This window comes from Pedobacter frigidisoli (genome assembly GCF_032678525.1).
GTDB lineage: Bacteria > Bacteroidota > Bacteroidia > Sphingobacteriales > Sphingobacteriaceae > Pedobacter > Pedobacter frigidisoli_A.
Map to the genome: position 1 here is coordinate 100298 of NZ_JAVTSE010000002.1, position 25587 is coordinate 125884.

The window sequence follows — 25587 nt, forward strand, 5'->3', positions numbered from 1 at the left end:
ATATTGCTGTAATGTTGAACGAAAAAAAGGAGCGCATCATTTTAGGTATTGATCCTGGAACTGCGGTGATGGGATATGGTATCATCTTAGAAAAGGGTAATAAAACCGAATTGCTGAGTATGGGGGTTGTTAAAATGACTCACCTTGATGATCCTTTTCTTAAACTTCAACGCATTTTTGAAAAAACAGTTGTACTTATCGATCAGTATAAGCCAGATGTTTTAGCTATCGAAGCCCCTTTCTATGGTAAAAATATTCAGGTATTACTAAAACTCGGCAGGGCTCAGGGTACGGCGATAGCAGCAGCGCTTTCGAGAAACATCTCTGTAACTGAATACTCACCCCGGAAAATTAAACAATCTATTACCGGAAATGGGAATGCCACTAAAGAACAGGTAGCCGCTATGTTACAACGTTTACTGAATTTTAAGGAAACCCCTGAGTTTCTGGATGCCACAGATGGCCTTGCTGTAGCGGTATGTCATTCCTTTCAAAAAGTGACCACCAGCGGCAAATCGAAAACATATTCGGGCTGGGAATCATTTGTGAGTGATAACAAAGTGAAGGTTAAAGGCCTCGCGGTTAAGACTAAAAAGTAAACTAAGTGCTAAAAATTAAAGGTACGGAGCGCGCTTTTTTGTTTAGGTTGCCCCGTACCTTCCAATAATTTACATTGAAACCTTACTAAGATTGGCTTTGATTAGCCCAATTTCTGGCAGCCAGGTCTCTCGCCTTCTTATCTTTTTTAACAAAATACTTAATGATGAAAAACAAGGCTAAAGCCACTATAATCAACATCCATAAATTAGCAATACCCAGAATAATTTCTTTGAATATAGTCCACCCGTTTGTAATACTTAGCCATAGCCGGTTTGCAAACCCGGGCTTATAATCATACACATTATCGTTGGCAACAGTCATGGTTTTGATGGTATTGTCCTGATAAAAGTTCAATGTGATGGTGCTGTATTTTACGCGACTGTCTATCAGCAGATTCTGTATTTTTTTATCGACATAATCATCTTTGATTAGGAGCGAGGTTTCTACATTTGGACTTTTCTTCGTCGCCAGTTTATTGATTCTCCGAACAGCATCTTCCCTGTTATCGGCCTTCAGTTTGTTTGCGAGATACATTAGACTCTGGTCATCTAATTTCATGGACTGACGATCAACAAACAGGGCCATTTTAGCGATGGTGTTGGTAAAGTCGTCCAGGCGTTCAGCAGGAACTTTTGCCACCAGGTAGCCTTCGGTTCTATAGGCAGTAATTTCTTTTAGCGAATCGGCCGATAATTTTACCTTTTGCGTTTCCTGAATAATGCTTTCTGTTGAAAACTCTGCTATAGTCCCACCCTCTGCTTTGATGCGCTTGCTAAGGTTCTCTTTGGTCTGCTGCACATCTTTAACGCGAAAACGGATGTCGGCAGTTTTAACAATTTTCTCTGTAGCGACCGTATCTGCCATTTCAGCTAATCTGATTTCCTCAGTTGATGCAACAGATTTGTCTCTTTTTTCATTCTGGCAGCCGAATAATCCTGCTGCTAAAGCCAGTACTACGATAATTCTTTTCATAATTCAATAATATTATGCTCGTGAGCGTTTAGTGCTGAAATGTTTGAATCCAAAAAAAACAATAATGCCGATCACGATCAGTATCCACGAACGTGCGATAAGAAGTAAAAACTCCTGAAACATTTGCCAGCCTGAATTCAGTCCTGTGCTTAACCGTTTTAAAAAACCTGGCCTGTGATCAACCAGATTATCATTTGCCACAATTACTTTCCTGACACCTTTATCCTGATAAAAACTTAGCATTACAGTGCTCAATTTGGTCTTTTGGTTGAGATCCAGATTATCCATCTTCCTGTCTACAATTCCGTCCTTCATATCAACCAGCTCCTGACTTGATTTGGCTTCTTTTGATGCGAGCGCTTTCGCAGCCTTTAGTGCTTCTTCCCTATTTTTTGTTTTTAAGCTATTGCGTAAATATGCTATACTCTGATCGTTGGCCTGCATTTTGGCACTATCAATCTGTTCGGCCCTTGCAGCAACCAAATCACTAAAAACATTGAGGTAAGCCGGAGGTACACGGGCAATAATTACCCCCTCTGCTTTGAAAACGGTTGTTTCCTGAAGTGAGTCGGCACTGTAGGCAACACGTTCCTGATCTAAAGTGGTGGTTTGAATGCTTGATTCTACAATACTGCCTTCCAGATTGGAAACAATCTTACTGATCTCCAGTTTAGTTTGTACGGCGTCTTTTACTTTAAAACGCATATCGGCAGTTTTAATAACTTTACTTACCAGCTCGGATTGAGCTGTTGTTCGCTCGTTATTAACAGATATGGTATCGCTTGATTCTGATTTTTTCTCGCTATTGCAGCCAAACAGTATGGCACATAAAGCCATAGCAATGATATTCCTTTTCATGATTCAATGGTTTAAAATGTATGATCAATTTAAAATATTGCTTCAAATGGCCATGAGAAGTGAGCATTTCCGGTTAGTGTATCCTGCTCTATTTTCTCTTTATACAAAAAAGTGATTTAGGTAACCCTGTGAACAAAAATCTCTTTAAGGAGATGCTGATTAGCTTGAGATTCCACAAGTTCGAAAATAAAAAAGCCGATCATGATGGTTCATAATCGGCTTCATATTTAGAGAGAAATTTTATTTATGCATCTAAAATTTTGAAAACACCCTTAATTGCGATGATTGCGCCAATGAATAAAATTATCCATGAAACTAAAGAGAGTTGCCAAGAATCGTGAGCGAAACGCAGATAAGTTCCAACAATGCAAACCAGTACACCAAAAATTATCATTCTATAAATTCCTGGCTGATTCGCCGTTTGCATACTCTCTGTATTGTGCTTTAATTCGTTGTTTTCCATAATGTTTATTTTTATGATGCAGCAAAAGTAATACTTATTGCCGAATATTTATACATACTTAGTAACTTTTTAATCGTTCTAAACGCTGTTTTCCCTTGTCTTTATCCGAAAGGTTTTCGCCTTGATACAAAGGCTTTTCCCAGTCGCCATACATTGGGTTTGGCAATACAATATATTTTATGCCAAAAATGTTTTGATTGGCATTTACCTGTTCATTTGTGTTCTTCTTTTCCCGATAAAAGATATTGGAAAAATCACTTAAATTATCCCCACATAACATTAAAATATCATGGGTTTCGGCTATCTTTTGTCTACGTGGTTCTTTATTTGATGTTCCCTTTGAAACCAATAAATGTGCATCATCAGCATAAGGGAAGCCAAAAGCTTGTAGGTTTTTCAGGGTCGCTGCATGGTCTTTTTCATCACGGTTACTCAGGTAAAAAGTTTCGATATTCTTCGAAGCCGCAAACTTTAAGAATGCCAGTGCGCCGGGAACAGTATCTGCCTTTGCCAGATTGGTCCACTCTGTCCAGTCTGCGGGGTTGTAGCTTAAACCTTTTCTGATTTCACGGCCCTGAAAGGGAGAATTATCTAAAACAGTTTCATCTATATCCACAATAACACAATTCGGTTTTTTACTGGTATCTGCCCATAGTGTTTCTTTTAATGATAAGCGGGCAAAGTTATAAGCCTGAAAACAAAGTGCCCTGTACTCGCCACTTGTTTGCTGCCAAAGTACGGCATTGGTGTAATCACGTGCCGGCGATTGTGCTTTTGCAAAAAAAGAAGTGAGCGCAAAAATGATGGAGATATATTTTTTCATTTTTATTTATTTGCCGCAAAGATAAGGCTCATAAACCAGATAGTCATTTCGAATCTGTGAAATAAATTTTAGCGGCTTAAAAAATCTGCCCTCTCGTTTCGTGATGGAAACATTTGAACTTTCGAGAATCGATGCAAGAATAAAATAATTTTGAACTACCAAACAGCGCACAACAAAAAAGCCCATTTCAGTTAAGAAACGGGCCTTTGTATTTTTAAATATTTTATGCCTTCATACTTGAAACGCCCGACTTAGTCTTATCCGTTCAATGCAGCTGCACCACTTACAATCTCAGTTAGCTCAGTTGTAATGGCTGCCTGACGAGCCTGGTTGTATGAAAGCTTTAACGACTTTAATAATTCACCTGCGTTTTCAGTTGCTTTATCCATTGATGTCATCCGTGCACCATGTTCTGAGGCATGAGAATCAAGAACAGCTTTATATAATTGAATTTTAATTGACTTTGGGATTAACTGCTCTACAATCTCTTCCTTAGATGGCTCTAAAATATAATCGACGTTTGACGTTTTAACCTCAACCTGTGCTGCTTCTTCTGCTTTAGGCAAAGGTAATAATTGCTCAGTTGTGATGAATTGAACGGCAGCATTTCTAAAGCGATTGTAAACCACCTCAACACGATCAAAATCACCATTAAGAAAGCCAGCCATAATGACATCAGTAATCTTGGTTACATTCTCAAAAGATAAAGCAGAATACACTTCGTTATTGTTTCCGATAACGTTGTATTTACGTTTTTCGTAAAAATCCTGAGTTTTCTTACCAATAGAGATAATGCTAACATGACCATTTTTGAATTGCTCACTATACTTTTCTGCAATTAAGTTGTTGGCCGCTTTAATTACGTTCATGTTAAAAGCACCAGCCAAACCACGGTTTGAGGAAACAGTAACAATTAAAACCTTATTGGGTTCACGCTCCTGGATAAAAGGTGATGAAGAACCCTCTAAACTTGCAGAAAGATTTCCTAAAATCTCTTTCAGTTTAGTTGCATAAGGACGTAAAGCGATAATTGCATTGGTGGCACGTTTCAACTTAGCCGCCGAAACCATTTTCATAGCTTTGGTAATCTGCTGGGTGGATTGTACTGATGCAATACGGTTTCTTACTTCTTTTAAATTAGCCATTCTTTAAGTATCGAGTATTGAGTATCGAGTATCAAGATGGGATTGTCTTCCTGTCTTGATACTTGATACTAGCTACCTGTATCTAATTAATATTTACTTGAAATCTCTTTTGCTACTGTATCTAAAACACCTGTAATGGTATCATCAAATTTACCAGCTTTTAGTGCTGCTAAAGTTTCCGGATGACGCATTTCGAGTTGAGTTAAGAATTCAGTTTCGAATTCTTTTACTTTCGCAACCGGAACATTACGCATTAAGTTTTTAGTACCAGCGTACACAATCGCAACTTGTTTCTCAACAGAAAACGGAGAGAATTGTGCTTGTTTTAACATTTCCACGTTACGTGCACCTTTATCTAAAACCGATTTTGTTGCAGCATCTAAATCAGAACCGAATTTAGAGAAAGCCTCTAACTCACGATATTGTGCCTGATCCAGTTTCAAAGTACCGGCAACTTTCTTCATCGACTTAATCTGAGCGTTACCACCTACGCGGGAAACCGAGATACCTACGTTAATTGCCGGACGGATACCTGAGTTAAATAAATTTGACTCTAAGAAAATCTGACCATCGGTAATTGAAATTACGTTAGTAGGAATATACGCAGATACGTCTCCAGCTTGTGTTTCAATAATCGGCAAAGCCGTTAATGAACCGCCACCTTTCACGATATGTTTGATAGACTCTGGCAAATCGTTCATTGCTTTTGCGATATCATCGTTAGCATTGATTTTTGCAGCTCTTTCAAGCAAACGACTGTGTAGGTAGAAAACGTCACCAGGATAAGCCTCACGGCCTGGTGGACGACGTAGTAACAAAGATACCTCACGGTAAGCAACAGCTTGTTTAGACAAATCATCATAAACAATTAATGCTGGTCTACCTGTATCTCTGAAGAACTCACCAATTGCAGCACCTGCAAACGGAGCATAAAACTGCATAGGAGCAGGATCAGCAGCAGAAGCAGCAACAACAACTGTATATGGTAAAGCACCGTTCTCTTCCAGTGTACGTACAATGTTTGCTACAGTAGAGTTTTTCTGACCGATAGCTACGTAAATACAGAACACAGGCTGACCTGCTTCATAAAATTCTTTTTGATTGATAATGGTATCGATACAAACAGCAGTTTTACCAATCTGACGATCGCCAATTACCAGCTCACGCTGGCCACGACCGATTGGAATCATCGCATCAATTGCTTTGATACCTGTTTGTAAAGGCTCGTTTACCGGCTGACGGTAAATTACACCCGGAGCTTTACGCTCTAAAGGCATTTCGTAAGTATCACCTAAGATTGGTCCTTTACCATCTAAAGGCTCACCCAAGGTATTTACAACACGGCCAAGCATACCTTCACCAACTTTAATAGAGGCAATTTTTTTGGTACGTTTGATTGTATCACCTTCTTTGATCTCGTCTGATGCACCTAACAGTACCACACCAACGTTATCTTCTTCAAGGTTTAATACAATACCTTGTAATCCGCTTGCAAATTCAACCAACTCACCCGATTGAACTTTAGTTAAACCGTAAACACGGGCAATACCGTCGCCCACTTGCAACACGGTACCAACTTCTTCCAGTTCGGTTTCTGATTTGAAGCCCGCCAATTGCTGTCTGATAATTGCCGATACTTCGTCTGGTCTTACCTCTACCATAATTTTATGTTATTTTGATATCTTTTTGTAAATGTTTTCTATGTTAAACGTTTGGCGTAAAGCGGATGAAACGCAAAACGCTTATCGCCATGCGCAAAACTTAGTGCGCAAATTCCTTTTTTAGCTTATTTAAGCCGCTGGCAATACTCGCATCAAACTGCTTGTCACCTACTTTTAAAATAAACCCGCCAATCAGCTTTTCATCAATTTTTTCATTAACAATTACTTCATTGGCACCCAATTCTTTTTTTACAATTGCAATAATCTGTGCTTTAGCTTCATCGCCCAGGGCAGTAGCCGAAGTAACATCTGCAGTAACAATACCTTTAATTTCGTTGTATTGCTTAATGAATTGTTTGGCAGTAGCAAACAAGATTGCCGAACGACCTTTATTTACAACTGTTTTAAAAAATGTAAGGGTTAGCTTACCTACTTTATCTGTAAAAATTCCATTCAAAATGCCAATCTTTTTATCTAAAGGCACAATTGGATTTTTTAATATCGCTTCTAGTTCAGGTGTTTCATCAACAACCTTCTCAAACAATACCATATCATTATACGATTCAGCTAAACCGTTGTTTTCAACAGCTAAGTCGATTAATGATTTGGCATACCTGCCTGCAACTTTAATTTCTGACATATTCTTAGGTGTGAGATGTGAGCGGTGAGATGAAAGATTTGAGAAATAAACCCAGATCTAATATCTAATGTCTCAAATCTATATTCTCAAACTAGTTTAATTCAACGTCTTTTAACAAGTTCGCAACCAAAGCTTCCTGTTTTGATTTATCATCCAGTTGTGTACGTAAAACACGTTCAGCAATTTCTAATGATAAAGTAGAAACCTGATCTTTAACTTCAGCTAATGCTACTTTTTTCTGATTCTCGATTTCTATTTTGGCTTTTTCAATTAATTTCGAACCTTCAACCTGTGCTTGCTTCTTAGCTTCATTAAGGATGCTGTCTTTTAAAGTCTTTGCTTGCTTTAAAATCTCATCACGCTCAGCACGGGCTTGCTGCATTAAGTCTTGATTCTGACTGGTTAAACGAGCCATTTCCTGTTTAGCCAATTCTGCCTTGTTTAAAGCATCATCAATACTTTGCTCACGCTCATGGATCGACTTCATAATTGGTTTCCATGCAAACTTCGCCAACAAAAACAACAACAATAAAAAAGCGATGCTATTCCAAACCAATAAGCCTACTTCAGGAACTAATAAATCCATTTTATATATCTAATATTATTATTACAACAAACAATTTAAACAAGAACCTAAACGGCAATCCCGAATAGGTTCTTGTATTGAGTTTTTCTTTGATTATTTTGCGATCAAAGAAACTACTACTGCGAATAAAGCAACCGCCTCGATAAAGGCTGCAGCGATAAGCATAGCAGTTTGAATTTTTGAAGCGGCTTCTGGTTGACGAGCAATTGATTCCATTGCAGATCCACCGATTTTACCGATACCTAATCCAGCGCCTATTGCAGCTAAGCCTGCGCCGATTGCAGCTAATGTTCCAGTCATTTTCTGATTTATTTATATTTATTTAACAATAATGTTCAACTATTAATGGTGGTCTTCTACCGCCATGCCTATAAACAAGGCCGAAAGCGTGGTAAAAATAAACGCCTGGATGAATGCTACCAAGAATTCGATTAAGCCGATAAACACAGCGAAGAAAATTGATGCAGGAGCAATCCAAAGCGAGTTAAAGATAAAGATCAAGCACAATAAAGACATTACTAAAATGTGACCAGCGGTAATGTTTGCAAATAACCTGATGGCTAAAGCGATTGGCTTTGTTAATGTTCCGATTAACTCCAAAGGAGCTAAAAAGATTTTCATTGGAACAGGAACGCCCGGCATCCAGAAGATGTGTTTCCAATAGTGTTTATTTCCTTTAAATGTGGTGATCAGATAAGTACAAACTGCTAATACAGAAGTTAAAGCGATATTACCTGTTACGTTAGCGCCCCCTGGGAAGAATGGCACCAAACCCAGTACGTTGTTCATCCAGATGAAGAAAAATACTGATAACAGGTACGGCATAAAAGCACTGTATTTATGACCTAGATTTGGTCTGGCAATATCATCACGAACAAATAAAATAATTGGTTCTAAAAACGACTGTAAACCTTTTGGTGATTTACCGTTTCTTTTGCTGTAAGATGATGCAATTGAAGTAAACATTATAACCAGTACCACTACCGACAACAACATACTAAAAACGTTCTTAGTGATTGAAAAATCTAAAGGACGAACATTAGTTACTACTTCAGCACCATCTTTTTCTACATGAGAAACAAATGCACCATGCTCGTTTGGCGTTGCATTGGCATAATAAATTTTATTATGTGCCATTACAAAACGCTGTCCGTTTTTCTCTACCACTTCCTTGCCATCATCATTGAATTTGAAAGCGGAAGAACTAAAGGTTACCAAACCATTATCAGTCCATAAGATAATTGGCAAATGCAAAGTAAAACCATGCTCACCATGACCGAAAAGTGTAAAGAAATGACTATCGCTAATGTGATGGAAGATGAAAGATGTAATATCAAAACCTTTTTCTTTTTCAGTGTTTCCTTCACCGTGATTAGCTACCGCTCCAGCCTCATGAGTAGCGGTTACTGCTGTATCTACAGGCAACGAAGAAACGGTGTCAGCTTGAGCGAAAGTATCATTCTTGATAGATAAAAACGCTATTAAAAGCGTAAAAGCAACAATTACCTTCTTAACTTTCGACATAAAAACTTGGTTAAAATCCATTTATTGGCAGTTTTTTACTTTAAATTTTGGTGGCGCAAGTTACGCAACAAACAGTACATTTCAAAGACGGTAAACAATAAATAAACAGAAAAAAAATTTAGTATAAAAAGAAGCCCATCTCCCTTAGCTTTTATACTGTAAATCAACACAAAAGCCATACAAAAAATCATCTTCACTCCAATCGATCCCATTATTGCCATTACACCAGCCTGGGGGTTACGTTTCAGGCCTATATTAACCAACACATAAGCCAGATAGGTGATTACTGCCATGAAACCAAAAATCAGCCAGAAATCTGAAACAAATAATAAAGTATTCGGGAATAATGCAGGTAACGTAGCTACAAAAGCTACTGAGATACCAATCAAAATTAAATACAGGCTTGTAAATTTGGCTAGATTCAACTAAATAATTTCTTTATTAAAAACTTTCGCAAAGATAAGTTTTAATCTGATTTTAATCCGCATAATGACGCAAAATTTTGATAATTAAATTGTTGGCCAGCAACCGGAAGGCTATAAACCTATATGGTGAAGACTATTTTTGCCTGGTTACCTGCCTGATCACCTGATATAAGGCAATGCCAACTCCAAGCAGTGCGAAAGCCGCAGTAATGAGCTTTGTTTCACTATTTCTGGCCTCATCAATTTTATACCCTATGAAGGTCAATAATCCAATGGTAGCCACCATTTGAAAGCCTATGGCTGAATATTTTGCAGCCGCATTTACTTTATTCTTTGTATCTTCTTGTTTAGGATTTTCCATTTATTAATGCAATAATTAAATTAACTTTGAATAATTAAAATCTGGTACCTGATAAAATAATTTTATCGGAATTTTGTTTATTGAATATCCACTAACGCGATTATCATACTTGAAAAACATCAACAAAGCTTTCACTCCACTCATTTTTTGCGTCGGCCTGCTGTTTATCTGTGGCTGCGTTGCAAATAAAGATACAGGCTTCGACCGTAGATTTCAAAACCTGACGGCAAGATATAATTATATATACAATGCTAACGTGCTCCTCTCAGAATACAATGAAGGCCTGCTACAAAGCTACACCGATAATTATGAAAAGTTTTTACCCGTTTACCTCGATCCCGAGCCACAGGTAAATCTGGTATTGACATCTGGCGCACCCAACAAACAACTGGACGAAGTCATTTCCAAAGGCCAGTCAATCATTAACGAGAAAAGCTTCAGCAATTATATTGATGATGCCTACATGCTGCTCGGAAAAGCCAATTACCTGAAAGGAAACTTTTTCATTGCCTCCGAGTATTTTGATTATACAGCCAGAACCTATAAAACAGATCTCAAAACTTTCATCATGGCCATGAACTGGAAAGCCCGTAGCCAGATGGAACTGAACAACATGGTTTTTGCTGATAAAATTATCGATACCATGTTACGTGCATCTGATGAGCTGAAAAAAGACCTTGCAGAGCCACTTGCTACAGCTGCCCAGATGCGCATTTACCAGAAACGTTATAAAGAAGCGATGCTGTTATTGCAAAGTGCGGTCAGATTAGCTGATGAAAAACAATTGCGTATCCGCTGGCAATATATACTGGCACAACTCCAGGAAAACGATAACGACCTGCAAAACGCATTTATCAATTATACCAAAGTTGAAAACAGTAATGCGCCTTTTGAAATGTACTTTCATGCCAACTTACAACGAATCAAGCTGAAGGCATTGATTAGCGGTTATAAAGTTAATGAGGAAAAGGCTCTTCTGGCATTGTTAAAAGATGATAAAAACTTCGATTATACTGATCAGATTTACTACCAGGTAGGTGAGCTGTTTGCAAAGGAAAACAATTTCGTTAAAGCTCAGGAAAATTATCAGAAGTCTGTAGAGAAAAGCGCTAAAAACCAAAATCAGAAAGCACTCTCCTATTTAAAAATTGCTGACTTGAATTTCAGGGAGTTTAAGAATTACGTAAAAGCAAAACTATATTACGACAGTGCCGTAGCCATTCTTCCGAAAAATTTCCAGGATTATGACAACATTGTTAAGAAAGCAGAAAATCTGCAGTACTTAACTGATCGATTTACAATTATCGCAAAAGAGGATACGGCTCAGTTTATTGCCAGACTCCCTGAAGGTGAACGTATTGCCCGTGTAAAAGCATACCTTATGCCTAAGGTCGAGGTAACAGACATAACCGGTACAGGCAGCCAATCCATCAACAACCCGTCTTTTCCCAATCAAACACTTAACCCCTCTTCACCAGCAACAGGGAGTAGTACTTTCTATTTCAATAACAATGCAGCCATAAGCTCCGGCTTTGCTGATTTCAAGAAACGTTGGGGAAACAGACAGCTGGAAGATAACTGGCGCCAGAGTCAGCGGTCTTCTGCCCAGGAGAATAACCAGGTCATGTCCGGAGGGAAAGTAGCCAACAAGATTGTTCCGGCAAATGGTACCGATACAAAAAATGCCGATGGCCAAACCTCTCTAGAAAAGCAATATCTGGAGGCATTACCAGTTACGCCAACATTGCTCGCTGCTTCAGATCAGAAAATTATTGATGCTTATTTCGAAATCGCCAGTTTTTATCAACAGGAACTAAATGATAAAGCAGAGGCCGTTAAAACCTACCTGGAATTATTAAGAAGGTATCCGGAGAACAATCACCTTGTTGCCATCTATTATAGCTTGTACCTAAATTATCAGGGGCTGGATCAGAACAAATCTAATGAATACCGCCAGCTGGTATTAACCAGATTTCCTGAATCGAGCTTTGCAAAAACCATTCTGGATCCTTCTTACTCCGCTAAACAAAGTCAGATGGAAAATATGGCAATCAATAACTACAATCTTACTTTCAATGCCTACGCCAAGAAAGATTATCCTGGTGTAATCAAGCAAGCCGATGAAAATATTACCGCATTTCCTGATAATGATTTTGCACCACAGTATGCCTACTTGAAGGCGATTGCAATAGGCAGAACTTCAAAAGTAGACGCGTTATTAACCGAGTTCAATCACATTACTTCAACTTATCCAAATGATATGATCATTACACCGCTTGTTCGTGATCACCTTAAATATATAGAGGCAAACATGGAGGAGTTTAAACAACGCCCGGTAGCGCTGATTGATTTCGATTCAAATGAACCACGTTTTGTTAATCAGGCTCCAGCGGTTGCTCCGGCAAAACCACTCGATCCTGAAAACAAACCGGCAGAAGTGGAAAAAGACGCCGAACCTGTTACCAAACCCGTTGAGAAATTAGCAGAAATCAAACCAGTTGATCCTGTGAAGCCTGCAAGCATTTTCAGTGCTGCAAAATCTGAGGAGTATTATTACGTTATTGATGTTGCAGATGCAACATTGACATTAAGTTCATCCCGTTTTGGTATTGGCCAGTTTAACCGCGGAAACTATCCCGACAATGATTTGGCGCATAAATTGATAGAGCTGGATAACGATCAGCTGATTTACGTGACCAGTTTTATCGACCTTGATGATGCCAGACTTTATGAATCGAGCATTACAGGCCAGTTGAAAAACATTATGAAAGTGCCGGCAAACCTTTATAAAGGCTTCATCATCAGCAAGGAGAATTTTGAAAAGTTAAATTCAAGAGCCCGTATTAATGAGTACTTAGATTTTTTAAAAGACAATTATAAATAAGATAGTAAAGGCCTTCAGCCGTATCCTTTCTTAAAAATTGATAAATTTGCCCCTCAATCTGTTTTGATTGAAGCATATTTTTTAACAACAACACACAAAATGAACAAAGCCCTTTCTGCACAGGAAATAAAAAGATATAGTTTAGTGATCTGGAAAGTATTAATCGGTGGGATAGGCATCTTTGCAATTTTCATCTCTATGATAGGCTTTGGATTGTTTGGAGCTTTGCCCTCATTCAGGGATATCGAACACCCAAAAAGCAACCAGGCATCAGAAATTATTGCTGAAGACGGGCGTACCCTGGGAACTTATTTCGTTCAAAACCGTTCTAATGTTACTTATAAAGAAATCTCACCAAACGTAATTAACGGTTTAATTGCCACGGAAGACACCCGTTTTAAAGAACACTCGGGAATCGACTTCAAACGTACTTTCACCATCATTGGATATAATTTAATTGGAAAAAAACAAGGTGCCAGTACCATTACACAACAACTGGCCAAAAACTTGTTTCCAAGAGAATCTAACCTGAACTTTTTCTCACTGGTACTAACCAAATTCAAAGAATGGATTGTGGCAGTTAAGCTGGAGCGAAACTACACAAAGGAAGAAATCATCACCATGTATCTAAATACCGTTGATTTCGGTAATCAGGCCTATGGAATTAAATCGGCTGCAAGGGTATATTTTAATACCAGCCCGGATCAGCTTACTTTAACCCAGGCAGCAACTTTAGTAGGGATGCAAAAGGGAATTACTATGTACTCGCCTACCCGTCACCCTGAGCGCTCCAGAAACCGCAGAAATACCGTTATGGCTATGATGGTGAAATCAGAGCTATTAACCCAGCAGGAGTTCGACGAGCAAAAAGAAAAACCGCTCGATCTGCACTTCAATGCAGCTACTGTAAATGATGGAATTGCACCATACTTCCGTTCGGTATTAAAAAATGATATTAAAGCCATTTTTCAGGATCAGGGAATTAATAAGCCTGATGGAACACCGTATGACCTGGACCGTGACGGACTGAAAATCTATACTACCTTGAATTATGATATGCAGCTTTACGCTGAAGAAGCGCAAAAAGAGTATATGAAAATTTTACAGGCGCAATTTATCAGTAGCTGGAAAGACCGAAACCCTTATAAAGACAAAACTTTACAGATCGAACAGGGGATTAAGCGCTCCGACCGTTATAAATCGTTAAAACTGGAAGGTAAATCGGATGACGAAATCACGGAAGATTTTAATACCAAAACGGATATGACCATTTTCACATGGAAAGGAAATATCGACACGGTCATGAAACCAATCGATTCAGTACGATATTATAAAATGCTGTTACGTAACGCCATGATGTCTATGGATCCAACCAACGGACATGTAAAAGCCTGGGTAGGCGGGATCAATTATGAACATTTTAAGTATGACCAGGTAAAAATGGGAACCAGACAGGTAGGTTCAACCGCTAAGCCATTCACATACACGGTAGCTATAGAAAATGGGTATTCTCCCTGCTACTCGGTAGCGAATACCCCGGTTACCATTGAAGGTTTTGGCGATCCGTGGACACCCCGAAATTCGGGAAAACCACTCCCTGGAAACATTACTTTACAAAAAGCACTTGCCTATTCCCAAAATTTTGTGACCGCCTATCTAATGAAACAGGTGGGACCGGTTGCTGTATCGAACCTCGCTACGAAAATGGGTATTCCCAATGTGCCACCGTATCCTTCTATATGCCTGGGTACATTTGATTCATCAATATACAATATGGTAGGTGCTTATGGTGCTTTCGCAAATAAGGGGGTATACACAAAACCAATCTATCTACTACGGATTGAGGATAAAAATGGCGTCGTTCTCTTTTCCCAAAAGGAAATCCCGAAACCAGTAATGAGTGAAGAGGTAGCCTATGTAATGACAAGAATGCTTAAAGGTGTTGTTACTGGTGGAACCGGCTACCGACTTATTGGGAAGTACAAGGTAAATGCGCCAATCGGAGGCAAAACCGGTACCACCCAAAACAACTCGGATGGTTGGTTCATGGCCATCACACCACAGCTGGTGACTGGGATCTGGACCGGATGCGAGGATCGTGCATTTCACTTCATCAGCACCAACCAGGGTGAAGGAGCCAATACTGCATTGCCAATTTTTGCAGGTTTTATCAAGCGTGTTTATGCCAATCCTGCGCTAAAAATCAGTCATGCTGATTTTGAAGCACCAAAATCCGGCGTTACCATTACTTACGATTGCAACCAGTATCAGCAACAGGAAGAAGGAACAAATGAACTGGATGAGAAGCTCGGCTTTTAACCTGAACCACCGATACCGCTAACAGAAAGGTAAAAACTTTCAAACAAAATTGAATCTCTTTCTTTATCGTTAGAGATTTCTTTTTTATAAACATATTTTTGTACCAATGAGCATTTTCGATCACAAAACAGCATTAACAGCCATTCCTCACAAACCTGGCGTATACCAGTATTGGGATGCTGATGGTAAACTGATGTATATCGGAAAAGCGAAAGATTTGCGTAATCGGGTAGGCTCCTATTTTAATACCGATAAACACCAGTTTAATGGCAAAACAAGAGTATTGGTTTCCCGGATCAGGAAAATCACCTTTACCATTGTAGACACTGAAATTGATGCCTGGCTGCTGGAAAATAGTTTAATCAAAAAACATCAGCCGAAATTTAACATCAATTTAAAAGACGATAAAACTTACCCATGGATTATCGTTAAAAATGAAAATTTCCCGAGAATATACTGGACCAGGAAAGTGATTAAAGATGGTTCAACTTATTTTGGCCCGTACGGCTCAATAGGTATGATGCACACCATCCTCGATCTGATCAAGGAAACCTATCCCCTGCGTACCTGTTCATTACCCTTAACGGAAAAGAACATTGAAGAAGGTAAATTTAAAGTTTGTCTGGAATATCAGATTGGTAACTGTAAAGGCCCGTGCCAGGCCTATCAAAAGGAAGCAGACTACGATCAGAACATTGCAGAGATCAAGGAAATTCTGAATGGAAAAATCGGAAACGTCATCCGGGAAGTTAAAAACGTAATTAAAAAAGCATCAGAAGAGCTTAATTTTGAACTTGCACATCAGTATGCAAGGCGATTGGAGGTTTTGGAAAAATACCAAAGTAAATCCACTGTTGTAAACAGTGCAATTACTAATGTTGATGTGGTCAGTATAGCCTCTGATGAAAGATACGCGTTTGTAAACTACCTGAAAGTAATGAATGGAACTATCATTCAGACACAAACCATCGAAATAAAAAAGCAACTGGATGAAAGCGATGATGAGCTTCTGATCACTGCTATGCTCGAATTCCGTACGAAGTTCAGCAGCACTTCCCGGGAAATTATTGTACCCTTTGAACTTTCACTGGAAGATGAAAGTCTTAAATTTACGGTACCAAAACTAGGTGAGAAAAAGAAACTCCTCGAGCTTTCTCAAAAGAATGTCTTGTTTTTCAAAAAAGAAAAACTGAACCAGTATGAAAAACTGAATCCTGACCTGAGGACTGATCGCATCCTGACTACCATGCAAAAGGATTTACGTTTAACCCAGCTGCCAAAACACATCGAATGCTTTGATAACTCCAACTTTCAGGGGAAATATCCGGTGTCAGCTATTGTCGTATTTAAAGATGCTAAACCTTCAAAAAAAGACTATCGCCATTTTAATGTGAAAACCGTTGAAGGTCCTAACGATTTCGCAACAATGGAAGAGGCAGTTTTCAGACGCTACAGAAGAATGCTTGATGAAGAACAAAGCTTACCTCAACTCATCATTATCGATGGTGGTAAGGGCCAGCTATCTTCGGCTTTAAAAAGCCTGAAAGCCTTAGGCATTGATAAAAAGGTAACGGTTATTGGTATCGCCAAGCGACTCGAGGAACTTTTCTACCCTGGCGACTCATTTCCGCTATACCTGGATAAAAAATCTGAGACTTTGAAGGTGATTCAGCAACTACGTGATGAGGCCCACCGTTTTGGCATCACCTTTCACCGCAAAAAACGCGATCAGGGGACTTTGAAAACGGAGCTCGAACAAATAGAAGGGATTGGCAAAACAACCGCGGATAAGCTTCTAAAACACTTCAAATCGGTAAAGAAAATACGTGAAGCAACAGAGAAAGAACTGGCAGAAGTACTGAATAAAAAACAGACGGTAACTTTACTCGAATACTTCAAGCAAGATGCATAGGTTTTTTTTCGCAGTGACGACCACCTCTTTACATCACTCGCAAAAATAGCTTGTAAAATAAAAAAGCTTCGATTTACATCGAAGCTTTTTTATTTAGTATTCCCACAGGCCTTGTTCGTAATCCAGAACAGATTTTTTAATCCGTTCCGATTCGTACAAACGTTCCTTAGGATCACTGATAATATCTCTGATTTTGTTATCACCAGGATTTGATTCTTTAACAATGTAACTGGCAAATAACCGACGGATAAAGAAATCATCGAAGCTTAAATTCGAGGCATCATTATTAGTGTTGATTAATCTTTTGTGCGCAATAATGGGTCTTAAATCATCGTATGATACCCAGAATACGGGTTGCCATGTTTTAGACAGTTCATTGTATTTCAAAGGCGCAATACCCACAATGCGTGGTTCAAAGATTGATCTCTTGGTATCAAAAATCCAGTCTTCTTTAATACGAAACTTCAGGAATGATTCAGGATTAAAATCATTAACCACTGTGGTTACCGTACCGGTTTGATTATTTGAAATTTCAGACGTTCCTAACGCTGCTTTAGCCGCAGAGTCTGCACTCATGGGAGTATGGAAAGCATCATCTTCATTTAAAACACTGTCAATCGGAGAATAGGCGGTTAATTCTTCAGCTTTAATTGAATTAACCAGCACATCAATAAATCTCCCTTTTGGTGATTTCAAAACTGAATTTACAGTATCACGAAGATCGATTTCACGCCAGATACGCTTAGCATAGAAAACATCTTCCTCACGAACGTCTGCAAAAGGAACCATTTCCGTACTGTCTACATCCTTGCGGGCATAAAAACCGTCCTTTGGTGGTACTTTTAATTTTTTCTTAGCTGTTGAAGCATTAACCGGTAATGTAACAGGTGTATTTGTTTCTGCTACAGGTGCAACAGCCGTTGATGCCGGCTTTTTAGGCGCCAACTTCGTTGGCTTCTTCTGTGCGAAAGCCGCCGTTGTTAATACCGTTAAAATTGCAATGCTTAAAATCCTTTTCATCTCTATTTATTTAACGTTGAATGATACCGAAGGTAAAATCTTCTGACGACCATCAGGTCCTTGTGAAACGATATCGTCAAAAAATACTTTTGACCCAGGAGTAATGGCATTCATAGCGCTTTTTACTGCACCTGCAAAGCTACCACCACTTCCCTGAATGGTCACAGCTTCAGAACGAGGCTTGATCACAGTCAGTTTGTACCTTAAAATCTTAAAGCTTACATCAAAAGGGAAATCATCCAGATCTGCATCAATCTGAGATTCGCTCTTCAACTGTACAGAAGAAACATCGCCACCGATTCTGCCACCAACTTTAGCAATTGGAGCAGGAATAGCTTTCACCCTGAATTTTTGCGAGCCTAAACTTACTGTCTTACCGCCGCTGTTTGCCGTAACGTTAATGGAAACCTCCTGGCCAACTTGTGAACCACTGGCTAAGACATTGTATTTACCCGCACCAGATTTACTGATGGAAGCACCGGATGCACTTGCAACTACACTTTCCAGCGGAAAGCCAGCAGCTGAAACTGAAAATGGATTAGGAATACCAGCATAAATTACGTTCATCTTATCTGATGATACGCTTGCAGATGGTTTTGCCACCTGATATTTCTGTGGCTGTGTTTTGTATTCTTTTACCTGACCGTCAGTTTGGCGAACACGGATCGTTCCAACCCAGGTAAATTCACCTACAGAACCGGTACCGCCAGTATAGGTACCCTTTCCTTCTTTGATGGATAATTTGTTTCCGTTCACTGAAATATCAGGAGTGGATCTCGAGTCACTTGCTGTCAGGAATACTTCCGCTGTGTACGGTTGTCCCTGAATTACATAAGATGTTGGTGCAACAGCAACAGCAGCAAACTGATCCAGGTTAACCTGAGCTTTATCCATGTTACCGAATAATTTTTTGATTACCTCAGCCTCCGCATTCTTAGTATCTGTTTGCAATTTCGTTAAAATCGTCATTGCAGCAGTTAAAGGAACACCTTCACCAAAGTAGGTAGATTGCCAGTTTCCTTTTCTCGCACGTTCAGGATCTTTTGCTTCAAGCGAGAAGGCAACAGTTGCCCTATCCTGAGGATCAAGTAAAGCGATTAATTTCTGACGGGTGTCATTGATTTTAGTTTTCAGAACATCTGCCTTCTTTTGGTTGATCATGATATTCTGAGCAATATCCTGATTGGACCTGTTTACAAGATCTCCTGTTTCCTCATCAATACCATCACCAGCCTGTGTAAATTCTTTCTTTAAGCTTTCAATGTAGTTATTCAGTTCATCAGCTGCTGCTCTGGCTTTGGTAGCCTTTTCGTAAATAGGTTGAGCACGAGCAGGCTCTTCTTTCAGTTTCGAATTTTCGAAAGCAGAAAATAACTGATTAATACTGGTATTAACGTTGTTTTTCGAAGTATCCAAACTATCGTTGATATTTTTGAATGCATCTAAAATTGTATCTGATACGTTTAAGGCAAGCATGGCCAACAATACCAAATACATGATATTGATCATCCGCTGCCTTGTTGTTTCTTTTCCGCCTGCCATGTGTTATGTAGCTTTCTTTTTAAAATTAAAAACTAAATAATTAAACACGTGGGCTATTCATAGCCGATAACATGTTACCATAAATCGCATTAAGTGATGATAAGTTTTTAGCCAACTTGTTAACTTCCTCTTTAAACTGTTTTGAATCTTCCATTGATTCATTAAAGTTCTGCATAGTAAGTGATAAGTTTGAATAGAACTTATTCATTGATTTTAAGTGCGCGCTTGAATCCTGTAGCTCTAATTCATATACTGCATTTAAAGCAGAAAGATTCTTAGCCAGATTATTTACCTGATCGTGGTATGCCTGAGTGTCAATATTGCTGTCGCCCATAGCTTTCAGATTAGCAGTAGCTTTTTCAAAAGAAGAACTTAAGCTGTCGAAACCTGCAGAAGCAGTTTTAACTTTTCCTGTAAATTCGTTCGTAGCAGTAGCTGCGTCGGCTACATTTGAAATTGAACTCACTTTATCACCAAAGGTACGTAAACCAGAACCAAGGCTTTCAATTAATTCAGGGCCGATTTTCGCATCAGATAACATTTTATCTAAAGCTGCTGTATTTGAAGCGGAACCAACAGCTGCAACAGGTCTTGCAGAAGCAACCGGTAATTCACCTTTAAAATCTTCTCTTAATTCAGGATATACTTTTTCCCATGCTGGTTCAGGTTCTGGTGGAAAAAATCCTGTTAAGAAAAATAAGAAAGCCTCTACGCCAAGACCAAGACCTATCATATAGTTACCCACAATTCCTCCAATGTGAAGGATTTTGAATAACGCTCCGATAATTACAATACTTGCTCCCCATGAAATCGCTACGTGTAACCAGCTTGGTTGTTTTTTTGCTGCCATAAAATTGATGTTTTTCTTTAGTCTTTAGTTCTTGTTTGGTTTGTTTTTAATTTCTTAAATCTGTACCTGGGTATGATGAAACGCATCTGAATCCGATGTAAGATCTTTGCGTATCCTGATATTCATATGTTCCAACCGAATTCTGTAAAAAGTAAGCGGTGTCTTTCCATGATCCGCCTTTAACCACTTTGCGCTTTTTGTATTTGCTATCGCCAGCAGCGGCATCATAGGTAAAATTAGGATTTAAATCATGAAGCAATGGCGAAGCACTCTTGTTATAAGCAGTCAAAGTCCACTCAGACACATTCCCTGCCATATTATATAAACCATAGTCATTAGGAAAGTAAGATCTTACACCAACAGTATAAATACCTCCATCACTGGAGTAGTCTCCACGACCTGGCTTAAAGTTAGCTTGTAAACAGCCTTTTGTATTTCTGATGTATGGTCCGCCCCAGGGATATTTGGTTTTGGTATTACCGCCACGTGCAGCATATTCAAACTCTGTTTCAGCAGGTAATCTGTAATCAGATCTTGATCCTACCGGTAATCTTCTGGATGCCGCAACACCGTCGTACAATCTGGTTCTCCAGTGTGAAAATGCTTTAGCTTGCTCCCAGCTTACACCAACAACAGGATAATCATCATATGATGGGTGATTATAGTATCCGCGAACCATCGGATCATTTTGTGAATAGGAATAATCGGTTTTCCAAACCATGGTATCTGGATAAATTGCAATGGTAAAGCGATCGATATAATCCTGGCGTTTACTGTTAGGGTCTTTATGACCTGCCGCAGCTTTATCCATATTTAGTTCCGCATAGGTGTAAACAAATTTACGGATGTCAAATTCTTTCTTACCTGGAAGTGCATCTAAACCCGAATAATACATCCCATCTAACTGACTTTGCTGCGCCTGATTGCCGCCTCTTCCTTTCGCACGCCAAATGTTTGCTCCATTATAGCCCACTTTTTTCCAGTCAATATACTTATCCCCACCAACTGCTGTAGCGGCACCATTTCTTGGCGTAACGGTAAATTGTTGAGGCATTCCCATCATGGTCACTGCAATTGAATCACGTACCCAGTTGGTAAACTGGCGGTATTCTGCATTGGAAATTTCCGTTTGATCCATAAAGAATGCGCTGATGGTTGTCATTCTGCTCGGGCCGTTTTGCGAAAAAGTAATATCCTCATCTGCCCCTCCCAGCGGAGTATGACCTGGCGGGATGTAAACCATTCCTAAAGGAATCCTGTTGTTTTTGAATTTTCGGTTATAAGACCCTACTAACTCGCCCTGACCTCCATGGCCACAGCTTGCCAGCAATACAGTTATACCTACAATAGCTAGAAGGTAAATTTTCTTCATATTCGTTATGGTGTGCAAAGCACGATTAGGAGCAATTTTCTCAAAAATCACTGAAATTATCAACAAAAGCAAATATTTTACGCCAAATAGTATTATTTAACACAGAATGTTGGTTTATCAAAACTACGGAGCCTAATATTCTTGTTACAATAAACGCGTAACTCTCTTATAACAGCAAAGTTACGCATTTATTGTATTGACTAACAAAAAATATTTAATGTATTATTTATTAGATACTTTAATGTAATTCTCAATAGCCATTGTCATTGAGGGAACACCTGGGGTTGGTGCTGCAATATCTACGATCAGATCCATATCCGTACAGGCTTTACTGGTATTCACACCAAAGGCTGCGATACGGGTATTGTTCTGCTTAAACTCAGGGAAATTTTTAAATAACGATTGAATACTGGAAGGACTAAAGAAAGCGATTACATCGTAAAAAACTTCAGCAAGATCAGACAAGTCACTCACTACCGTTCTAAATAATACAGCCGGTGTAAAATCATATCCGCTTTTTTCCAGAAATTTCATCGTATCTTCTGTAGCCACGTCAGAACATGGATACAAGAATTTTTCGCTTGCATGTTTTTTTAACACTTCCGCAAGGTCGGCCGCTGTTTGCTTTCCAAAAAAGATTTTGCGTTTACGGTATTGTATATACTTCTGTAAATACAACGCGATAGTTTCAGACAGACAAAAATACTTCAGCTCAGCTGGTACTTCATAACGCATTTCTTCGCAGATTCTAAAGAAATGATCCGCTGCGTTGCGGCTGGTAAAAATAACCGCCGTAAAATCAGCAAGGTTAATCTTATCTTTCCTAAAGTCCCTTGCCGGCACTCCTTCAACATGGATAAATGACCTGAAATCAACCTTTAAGTTGTGTTTTTTAGCCAAATCGTAATAAGGAGATTTTTCTGTTTCAGGTTTTGGTAATGTAACCAAAATACTTTTCACTTTGCGAATTCTAGAGTCGTTCTTTTCTTGCATTTTCCTTTTTCCTGCTACAATCCTATAGTTTTAATTAGTATTAAAATAGGACATATTTCGAGGGCGCAAAAGTACAAAATTAAATGCATTTTCGAAAACTTATTATTTGAAAGTATCGTCACTCCCGCCCGCAACAATTGAATAGCAAAAATCAGTCCTAACAGCAAGAATGCCAACACAATATATGCTTCACCATATTTAAGGGGTGATAATGCAAATGATACGACCAAAGGAATAAATAAAAGTGAAGCATTGAAATAACTTAAGTATAATATAGAGATATACTCACCTACTGGCTTCTGAACGTTAAAGAGAAAACCCAAAAATCTTAGAACCAACATTTTAAGGGCATAAAAAACGATGATCGTGACTGATATAGTAAAGAAAAACTTAAATCCGTCTTTTGCCTGATACATGTCTTTCCACTGAGCCACCAAAAAAAAGAACATTCCGAACACGAAACCAAATTGCACAAAAAGCAACAAAAACGGCCAGGAACTGAACAGATTATCTTCTTTATTGATATTATTCAAGATCCGGTTACTAAAAAAAGATTGAACTATGGCGTAAAGCTGCTTCGAAAATGCATACTTCAGTATGGCAAAAATGATCAGCATCAGAAAAACAAAACCCAATAATCCTACATTCCCCTTTCTTATGCGGGTGCCAAGCTGATAAGGATTCGCTTTTTTCTTCAAATGCTGGTATTGGTGTTGCCAGGCAAGTAAATCAAGTTTGGGATAAACGTATTCTTTCTGAAGTGTATCAAGCAAGGCTGCCTTATTAATCAAACTATCGGGTAGCACCCAGGTGTGCCTGATCAAAGAATCTGTAACAAACACCTGACGTGCTTCTGTTGCTGAGTCTACCCGATATCTTCTGTACCGATATTTCACCACCGCAACCGAATCAATTCCGGTAACAGGCTCCTGAGCCGGCAAAATATTGGCTGACAACAGAAATGCAAACAAAAAGAAAAAAAATTTCGACATGCTTTAAAATACCTCAAAGTGCAAAAGTATGGCATTAATTACTGTTTACCTAAATAAATAAACAGATTTAAGAATACATAAAAAAGGGTGGAAAACTGCTGCGCCTAAATTATATCTACTAATTCTATGGATATTATTGTTGTTATTAATTTTATTTTTACATTTGCCCAAGATAACCGATTAAAAACCAATAAACCATGTCAGTTCACGGTGCCATCATCCCCCCTGATTCCATAAAGAATTCCATATTTTCTATGCGAATGGCAAACATGTGTTGTTGTTAAGAAGATAAATCCGATAGCCCGGTGATTAACCGGGGTCTTAATACTATAGATTTCTCTTCGCTTAATCAAAAACAATACCTATAAACCTAAAATATTGAAAAGAAGTATATTATGCCTGGGCATAGCCATGTTTTACACCCTCACATCTTGTCACCAGATGAAAGAGGCTAAATCCACCGCAGGTGCAACAAATGCATTCAATAAAAACGTTGCCATTTGCTGTGAATCCAATATTCCATCCAGGTTCAGCGGGGCAACAAATTCAGTTCCTGCCGGTAAGGCAAATAAAACTAGTCATCAAAATATGGTGTGGATTCCAGATGGTGATTTTCAGATGGGAGGAGATAATAAACAAGCCTCAGCAGATGAATTTCCAAAACACAGGGTTAAGGTTTCAGGCTTCTGGATCGACCAGACTGAAGTAACCAATGCACAATTTGCAGCATTCATTCAGGCTACTAATTATAAAACTACTGCCGAACGAAAACCTGACTGGGAGCAATTGAAGCATCAGGTTCCGCCAGGAACCCCTAAGCCACCTGATAGCGTACTGGTTGCGGCATCTTTGGTTTTCAAACCATCAAAAACCCAGGTCGACCTGAATAACTATTCGCAGTGGTGGAACTGGCAGAAAGGAGCTGACTGGAAACATCCCGAAGGGCCAGAAAGTAATATAAGAGGGAAAGATCATTATCCGGTGGTGCATATTTCCTTTGAAGATGCACTGGCCTATGCTAAATGGGCAGGAAAGCGTTTACCAACTGAAGCTGAATGGGAGTGGGCTGCCAGAGGCGGTTTAAAAAACAATATCTACCCCTGGGGAAATGAGTCAGTAAATACGGGCAAACCGAAAGCCAACAGTTGGCAGGGTAATTTCCCTTATAAAAATACCCTTACCGATAAATTTTACCTCAGTGCTCCGGTAAAATCTTTTGCACCAAATGCTTACGGTTTATATGACATGGCCGGGAATGTGTGGGAATGGTGTGCCGATTACTATGACAGTAATTACTATGCAACAATTAATAAACCCGATGGTGTAAATAACCCGAAAGGCCCTGCTACATCGTTTGATCCGGACGAGCCTTATGCCGTAAAACACGTGATCAGGGGCGGCTCGTTTTTATGTAACGACAGCTATTGTTCGGGATATCGGGTAGCAAGAAGAATGAAAACTACAGAAGACAGCAGCATGGAACACCTTGGATTCAGGTGTGTTGCAGACAAATAAGAAAGGAGGAATCAACAGAAATCAATTAATACAAAAGAAGAGGAATGCAATGCATCCCTCCCAGGTTCAAATTAATGAAACAGGCTATCAATTGGCGTTGGCGCCTGTTCCAACTGACAAAATAAACCCA

23 protein-coding genes are annotated in these 25587 nt (G+C 39.1%); 5 read left to right on the top strand and 18 right to left on the bottom strand.

Going from position 1 to position 25587, the window contains the following annotated elements:
• The first annotated feature begins 11 nt into the window (after positions 1-11).
• Positions 12-599, top strand: a complete 588-nt coding sequence (gene ruvC / locus R2Q80_RS05430; RefSeq protein ID WP_316798626.1) for a crossover junction endodeoxyribonuclease RuvC — start codon at positions 12-14, stop codon at positions 597-599.
• A gap of 85 nt (positions 600-684) precedes the next feature.
• Here the strand turns inward: ruvC and R2Q80_RS05435 are convergent, their stop codons facing one another.
• The 12 genes from R2Q80_RS05435 to R2Q80_RS05490 all read right to left on the bottom strand — a co-directional run bounded on the left by R2Q80_RS05435 (position 685) and on the right by R2Q80_RS05490 (position 10058).
• On the bottom strand, positions 685-1572 hold the full coding sequence (locus R2Q80_RS05435) for a DUF4349 domain-containing protein (protein WP_316798627.1): 888 nt from the start codon (positions 1570-1572) through the stop codon (positions 685-687).
• A 12-nt stretch (positions 1573-1584) separates the two neighbouring features.
• Complete coding sequence (locus R2Q80_RS05440) at positions 1585-2430, bottom strand: DUF4349 domain-containing protein (protein ID WP_316798628.1); 846 nt, start codon at positions 2428-2430, stop codon at positions 1585-1587.
• Between the two features lie 244 nt (positions 2431-2674).
• Positions 2675-2893 carry a hypothetical protein gene (locus tag R2Q80_RS05445; RefSeq protein WP_316798629.1) on the bottom strand — a complete coding sequence of 73 codons (219 nt, stop codon included), beginning with the start codon at positions 2891-2893 and terminating at the stop codon, positions 2675-2677.
• Positions 2894-2951: 58 nt separating this feature from the next.
• A complete protein-coding gene (locus R2Q80_RS05450; protein WP_316798630.1) occupies positions 2952-3716 on the bottom strand; it encodes a 5'-nucleotidase, lipoprotein e(P4) family in 765 nt (254 codons plus the stop codon).
• A 257-nt stretch (positions 3717-3973) separates the two neighbouring features.
• Entirely contained in the window at positions 3974-4861 is an 888-nt protein-coding gene (gene atpG / locus R2Q80_RS05455) for an ATP synthase F1 subunit gamma (protein ID WP_316798631.1), read from the bottom strand.
• Positions 4862-4947: 86 nt separating this feature from the next.
• On the bottom strand, positions 4948-6522 hold the full coding sequence (gene atpA / locus R2Q80_RS05460) for a F0F1 ATP synthase subunit alpha (RefSeq protein WP_316798632.1): 1575 nt from the start codon (positions 6520-6522) through the stop codon (positions 4948-4950).
• A gap of 100 nt (positions 6523-6622) precedes the next feature.
• On the bottom strand, positions 6623-7162 hold the full coding sequence (gene atpH / locus R2Q80_RS05465) for an ATP synthase F1 subunit delta (RefSeq protein ID WP_316798633.1): 540 nt from the start codon (positions 7160-7162) through the stop codon (positions 6623-6625).
• A gap of 91 nt (positions 7163-7253) precedes the next feature.
• A complete protein-coding gene (locus R2Q80_RS05470; protein ID WP_047800237.1) occupies positions 7254-7748 on the bottom strand; it encodes a F0F1 ATP synthase subunit B in 495 nt (164 codons plus the stop codon).
• 93 nt (positions 7749-7841) lie between these two features.
• The gene (gene atpE / locus R2Q80_RS05475) at positions 7842-8048 is read right to left on the bottom strand and encodes an ATP synthase F0 subunit C (RefSeq protein ID WP_010601523.1); all 207 of its coding nucleotides are present in this window, start codon (positions 8046-8048) and stop codon (positions 7842-7844) included.
• 42 nt (positions 8049-8090) lie between these two features.
• Complete coding sequence (gene atpB, locus R2Q80_RS05480) at positions 8091-9272, bottom strand: F0F1 ATP synthase subunit A (RefSeq protein ID WP_316798634.1); 1182 nt, start codon at positions 9270-9272, stop codon at positions 8091-8093.
• 35 nt (positions 9273-9307) lie between these two features.
• Positions 9308-9697 (bottom strand): hypothetical protein, encoded by a 390-nt coding sequence (locus tag R2Q80_RS05485; protein WP_316798635.1) that lies wholly within the window; start codon positions 9695-9697, stop codon positions 9308-9310.
• Between the two features lie 133 nt (positions 9698-9830).
• Positions 9831-10058, bottom strand: a complete 228-nt coding sequence (locus R2Q80_RS05490) for an AtpZ/AtpI family protein (RefSeq protein ID WP_316798636.1) — start codon at positions 10056-10058, stop codon at positions 9831-9833.
• Between the two features lie 109 nt (positions 10059-10167).
• On the opposite strand from R2Q80_RS05490, the gene R2Q80_RS05495 reads away from it, so the two are divergent.
• From R2Q80_RS05495 to uvrC, 3 genes are all read left to right on the top strand, one after another.
• A complete protein-coding gene (locus R2Q80_RS05495; RefSeq protein ID WP_316798637.1) occupies positions 10168-12942 on the top strand; it encodes a gliding motility protein in 2775 nt (924 codons plus the stop codon).
• A gap of 99 nt (positions 12943-13041) precedes the next feature.
• A complete protein-coding gene (locus R2Q80_RS05500) occupies positions 13042-15261 on the top strand; it encodes a transglycosylase domain-containing protein (protein WP_316798638.1) in 2220 nt (739 codons plus the stop codon).
• 106 nt (positions 15262-15367) lie between these two features.
• Positions 15368-17173 (top strand): excinuclease ABC subunit UvrC, encoded by a 1806-nt coding sequence (uvrC, locus tag R2Q80_RS05505; RefSeq protein WP_316798639.1) that lies wholly within the window; start codon positions 15368-15370, stop codon positions 17171-17173.
• A gap of 93 nt (positions 17174-17266) precedes the next feature.
• On the opposite strand, the gene gldN is transcribed toward uvrC, so the two are convergent.
• The 6 genes from gldN to R2Q80_RS05535 all read right to left on the bottom strand — a co-directional run bounded on the left by gldN (position 17267) and on the right by R2Q80_RS05535 (position 23942).
• On the bottom strand, positions 17267-18193 hold the full coding sequence (gene gldN, locus R2Q80_RS05510) for a gliding motility protein GldN (protein ID WP_316798640.1): 927 nt from the start codon (positions 18191-18193) through the stop codon (positions 17267-17269).
• 6 nt (positions 18194-18199) lie between these two features.
• Complete coding sequence (gene gldM / locus R2Q80_RS05515) at positions 18200-19735, bottom strand: gliding motility protein GldM (RefSeq protein ID WP_316798641.1); 1536 nt, start codon at positions 19733-19735, stop codon at positions 18200-18202.
• 40 nt (positions 19736-19775) lie between these two features.
• The gene (gene gldL / locus R2Q80_RS05520) at positions 19776-20585 is read right to left on the bottom strand and encodes a gliding motility protein GldL (RefSeq protein ID WP_316798642.1); all 810 of its coding nucleotides are present in this window, start codon (positions 20583-20585) and stop codon (positions 19776-19778) included.
• A 46-nt stretch (positions 20586-20631) separates the two neighbouring features.
• On the bottom strand, positions 20632-21957 hold the full coding sequence (locus tag R2Q80_RS05525; RefSeq protein WP_316798643.1) for an SUMF1/EgtB/PvdO family nonheme iron enzyme: 1326 nt from the start codon (positions 21955-21957) through the stop codon (positions 20632-20634).
• A 222-nt stretch (positions 21958-22179) separates the two neighbouring features.
• Positions 22180-22950 carry a uroporphyrinogen-III synthase gene (locus R2Q80_RS05530; protein WP_316798644.1) on the bottom strand — a complete coding sequence of 257 codons (771 nt, stop codon included), beginning with the start codon at positions 22948-22950 and terminating at the stop codon, positions 22180-22182.
• 14 nt (positions 22951-22964) lie between these two features.
• Entirely contained in the window at positions 22965-23942 is a 978-nt protein-coding gene (locus R2Q80_RS05535; protein WP_316798645.1) for a DUF4271 domain-containing protein, read from the bottom strand.
• A 378-nt stretch (positions 23943-24320) separates the two neighbouring features.
• Between R2Q80_RS05535 and R2Q80_RS05540 the strand changes: the two genes are divergently transcribed.
• Positions 24321-25457: a formylglycine-generating enzyme family protein gene (locus R2Q80_RS05540; RefSeq protein ID WP_316798646.1), complete on the top strand. Its 1137-nt coding sequence runs from the start codon at positions 24321-24323 to the stop codon at positions 25455-25457.
• Positions 25458-25587: the final 130 nt, after the last annotated feature.

Bases quoted from the DNA above. Each gene is read 5' to 3' on its own strand.
- ruvC (WP_316798626.1), top strand. From the start codon at position 12: ATGTTGAACGAAAAAAAGGAGCGCATCATTTTAGGTATTGATCCTGGA.
- R2Q80_RS05435 (WP_316798627.1), bottom strand. From the start codon at position 1,572: ATGAAAAGAATTATCGTAGTACTGGCTTTAGCAGCAGGATTATTCGGC.
- R2Q80_RS05440 (WP_316798628.1), bottom strand. From the start codon at position 2,430: ATGAAAAGGAATATCATTGCTATGGCTTTATGTGCCATACTGTTTGGC.
- R2Q80_RS05445 (WP_316798629.1), bottom strand. From the start codon at position 2,893: ATGGAAAACAACGAATTAAAGCACAATACAGAGAGTATGCAAACGGCG.
- R2Q80_RS05450 (WP_316798630.1), bottom strand. From the start codon at position 3,716: ATGAAAAAATATATCTCCATCATTTTTGCGCTCACTTCTTTTTTTGCA.
- atpG (WP_316798631.1), bottom strand. From the start codon at position 4,861: ATGGCTAATTTAAAAGAAGTAAGAAACCGTATTGCATCAGTACAATCC.
- atpA (WP_316798632.1), bottom strand. From the start codon at position 6,522: ATGGTAGAGGTAAGACCAGACGAAGTATCGGCAATTATCAGACAGCAA.
- atpH (WP_316798633.1), bottom strand. From the start codon at position 7,162: ATGTCAGAAATTAAAGTTGCAGGCAGGTATGCCAAATCATTAATCGAC.
- R2Q80_RS05470 (WP_047800237.1), bottom strand. From the start codon at position 7,748: ATGGATTTATTAGTTCCTGAAGTAGGCTTATTGGTTTGGAATAGCATC.
- atpE (WP_010601523.1), bottom strand. From the start codon at position 8,048: ATGACTGGAACATTAGCTGCAATCGGCGCAGGCTTAGCTGCAATAGGC.
- atpB (WP_316798634.1), bottom strand. From the start codon at position 9,272: ATGTCGAAAGTTAAGAAGGTAATTGTTGCTTTTACGCTTTTAATAGCG.
- R2Q80_RS05490 (WP_316798636.1), bottom strand. From the start codon at position 10,058: ATGGAAAATCCTAAACAAGAAGATACAAAGAATAAAGTAAATGCGGCT.
- R2Q80_RS05500 (WP_316798638.1), top strand. From the start codon at position 13,042: ATGAACAAAGCCCTTTCTGCACAGGAAATAAAAAGATATAGTTTAGTG.
- uvrC (WP_316798639.1), top strand. From the start codon at position 15,368: ATGAGCATTTTCGATCACAAAACAGCATTAACAGCCATTCCTCACAAA.
- gldN (WP_316798640.1), bottom strand. From the start codon at position 18,193: ATGAAAAGGATTTTAAGCATTGCAATTTTAACGGTATTAACAACGGCG.
- gldM (WP_316798641.1), bottom strand. From the start codon at position 19,735: ATGGCAGGCGGAAAAGAAACAACAAGGCAGCGGATGATCAATATCATG.
- gldL (WP_316798642.1), bottom strand. From the start codon at position 20,585: ATGGCAGCAAAAAAACAACCAAGCTGGTTACACGTAGCGATTTCATGG.
- R2Q80_RS05525 (WP_316798643.1), bottom strand. From the start codon at position 21,957: ATGAAGAAAATTTACCTTCTAGCTATTGTAGGTATAACTGTATTGCTG.
- R2Q80_RS05530 (WP_316798644.1), bottom strand. From the start codon at position 22,950: ATGCAAGAAAAGAACGACTCTAGAATTCGCAAAGTGAAAAGTATTTTG.
- R2Q80_RS05535 (WP_316798645.1), bottom strand. From the start codon at position 23,942: ATGTCGAAATTTTTTTTCTTTTTGTTTGCATTTCTGTTGTCAGCCAAT.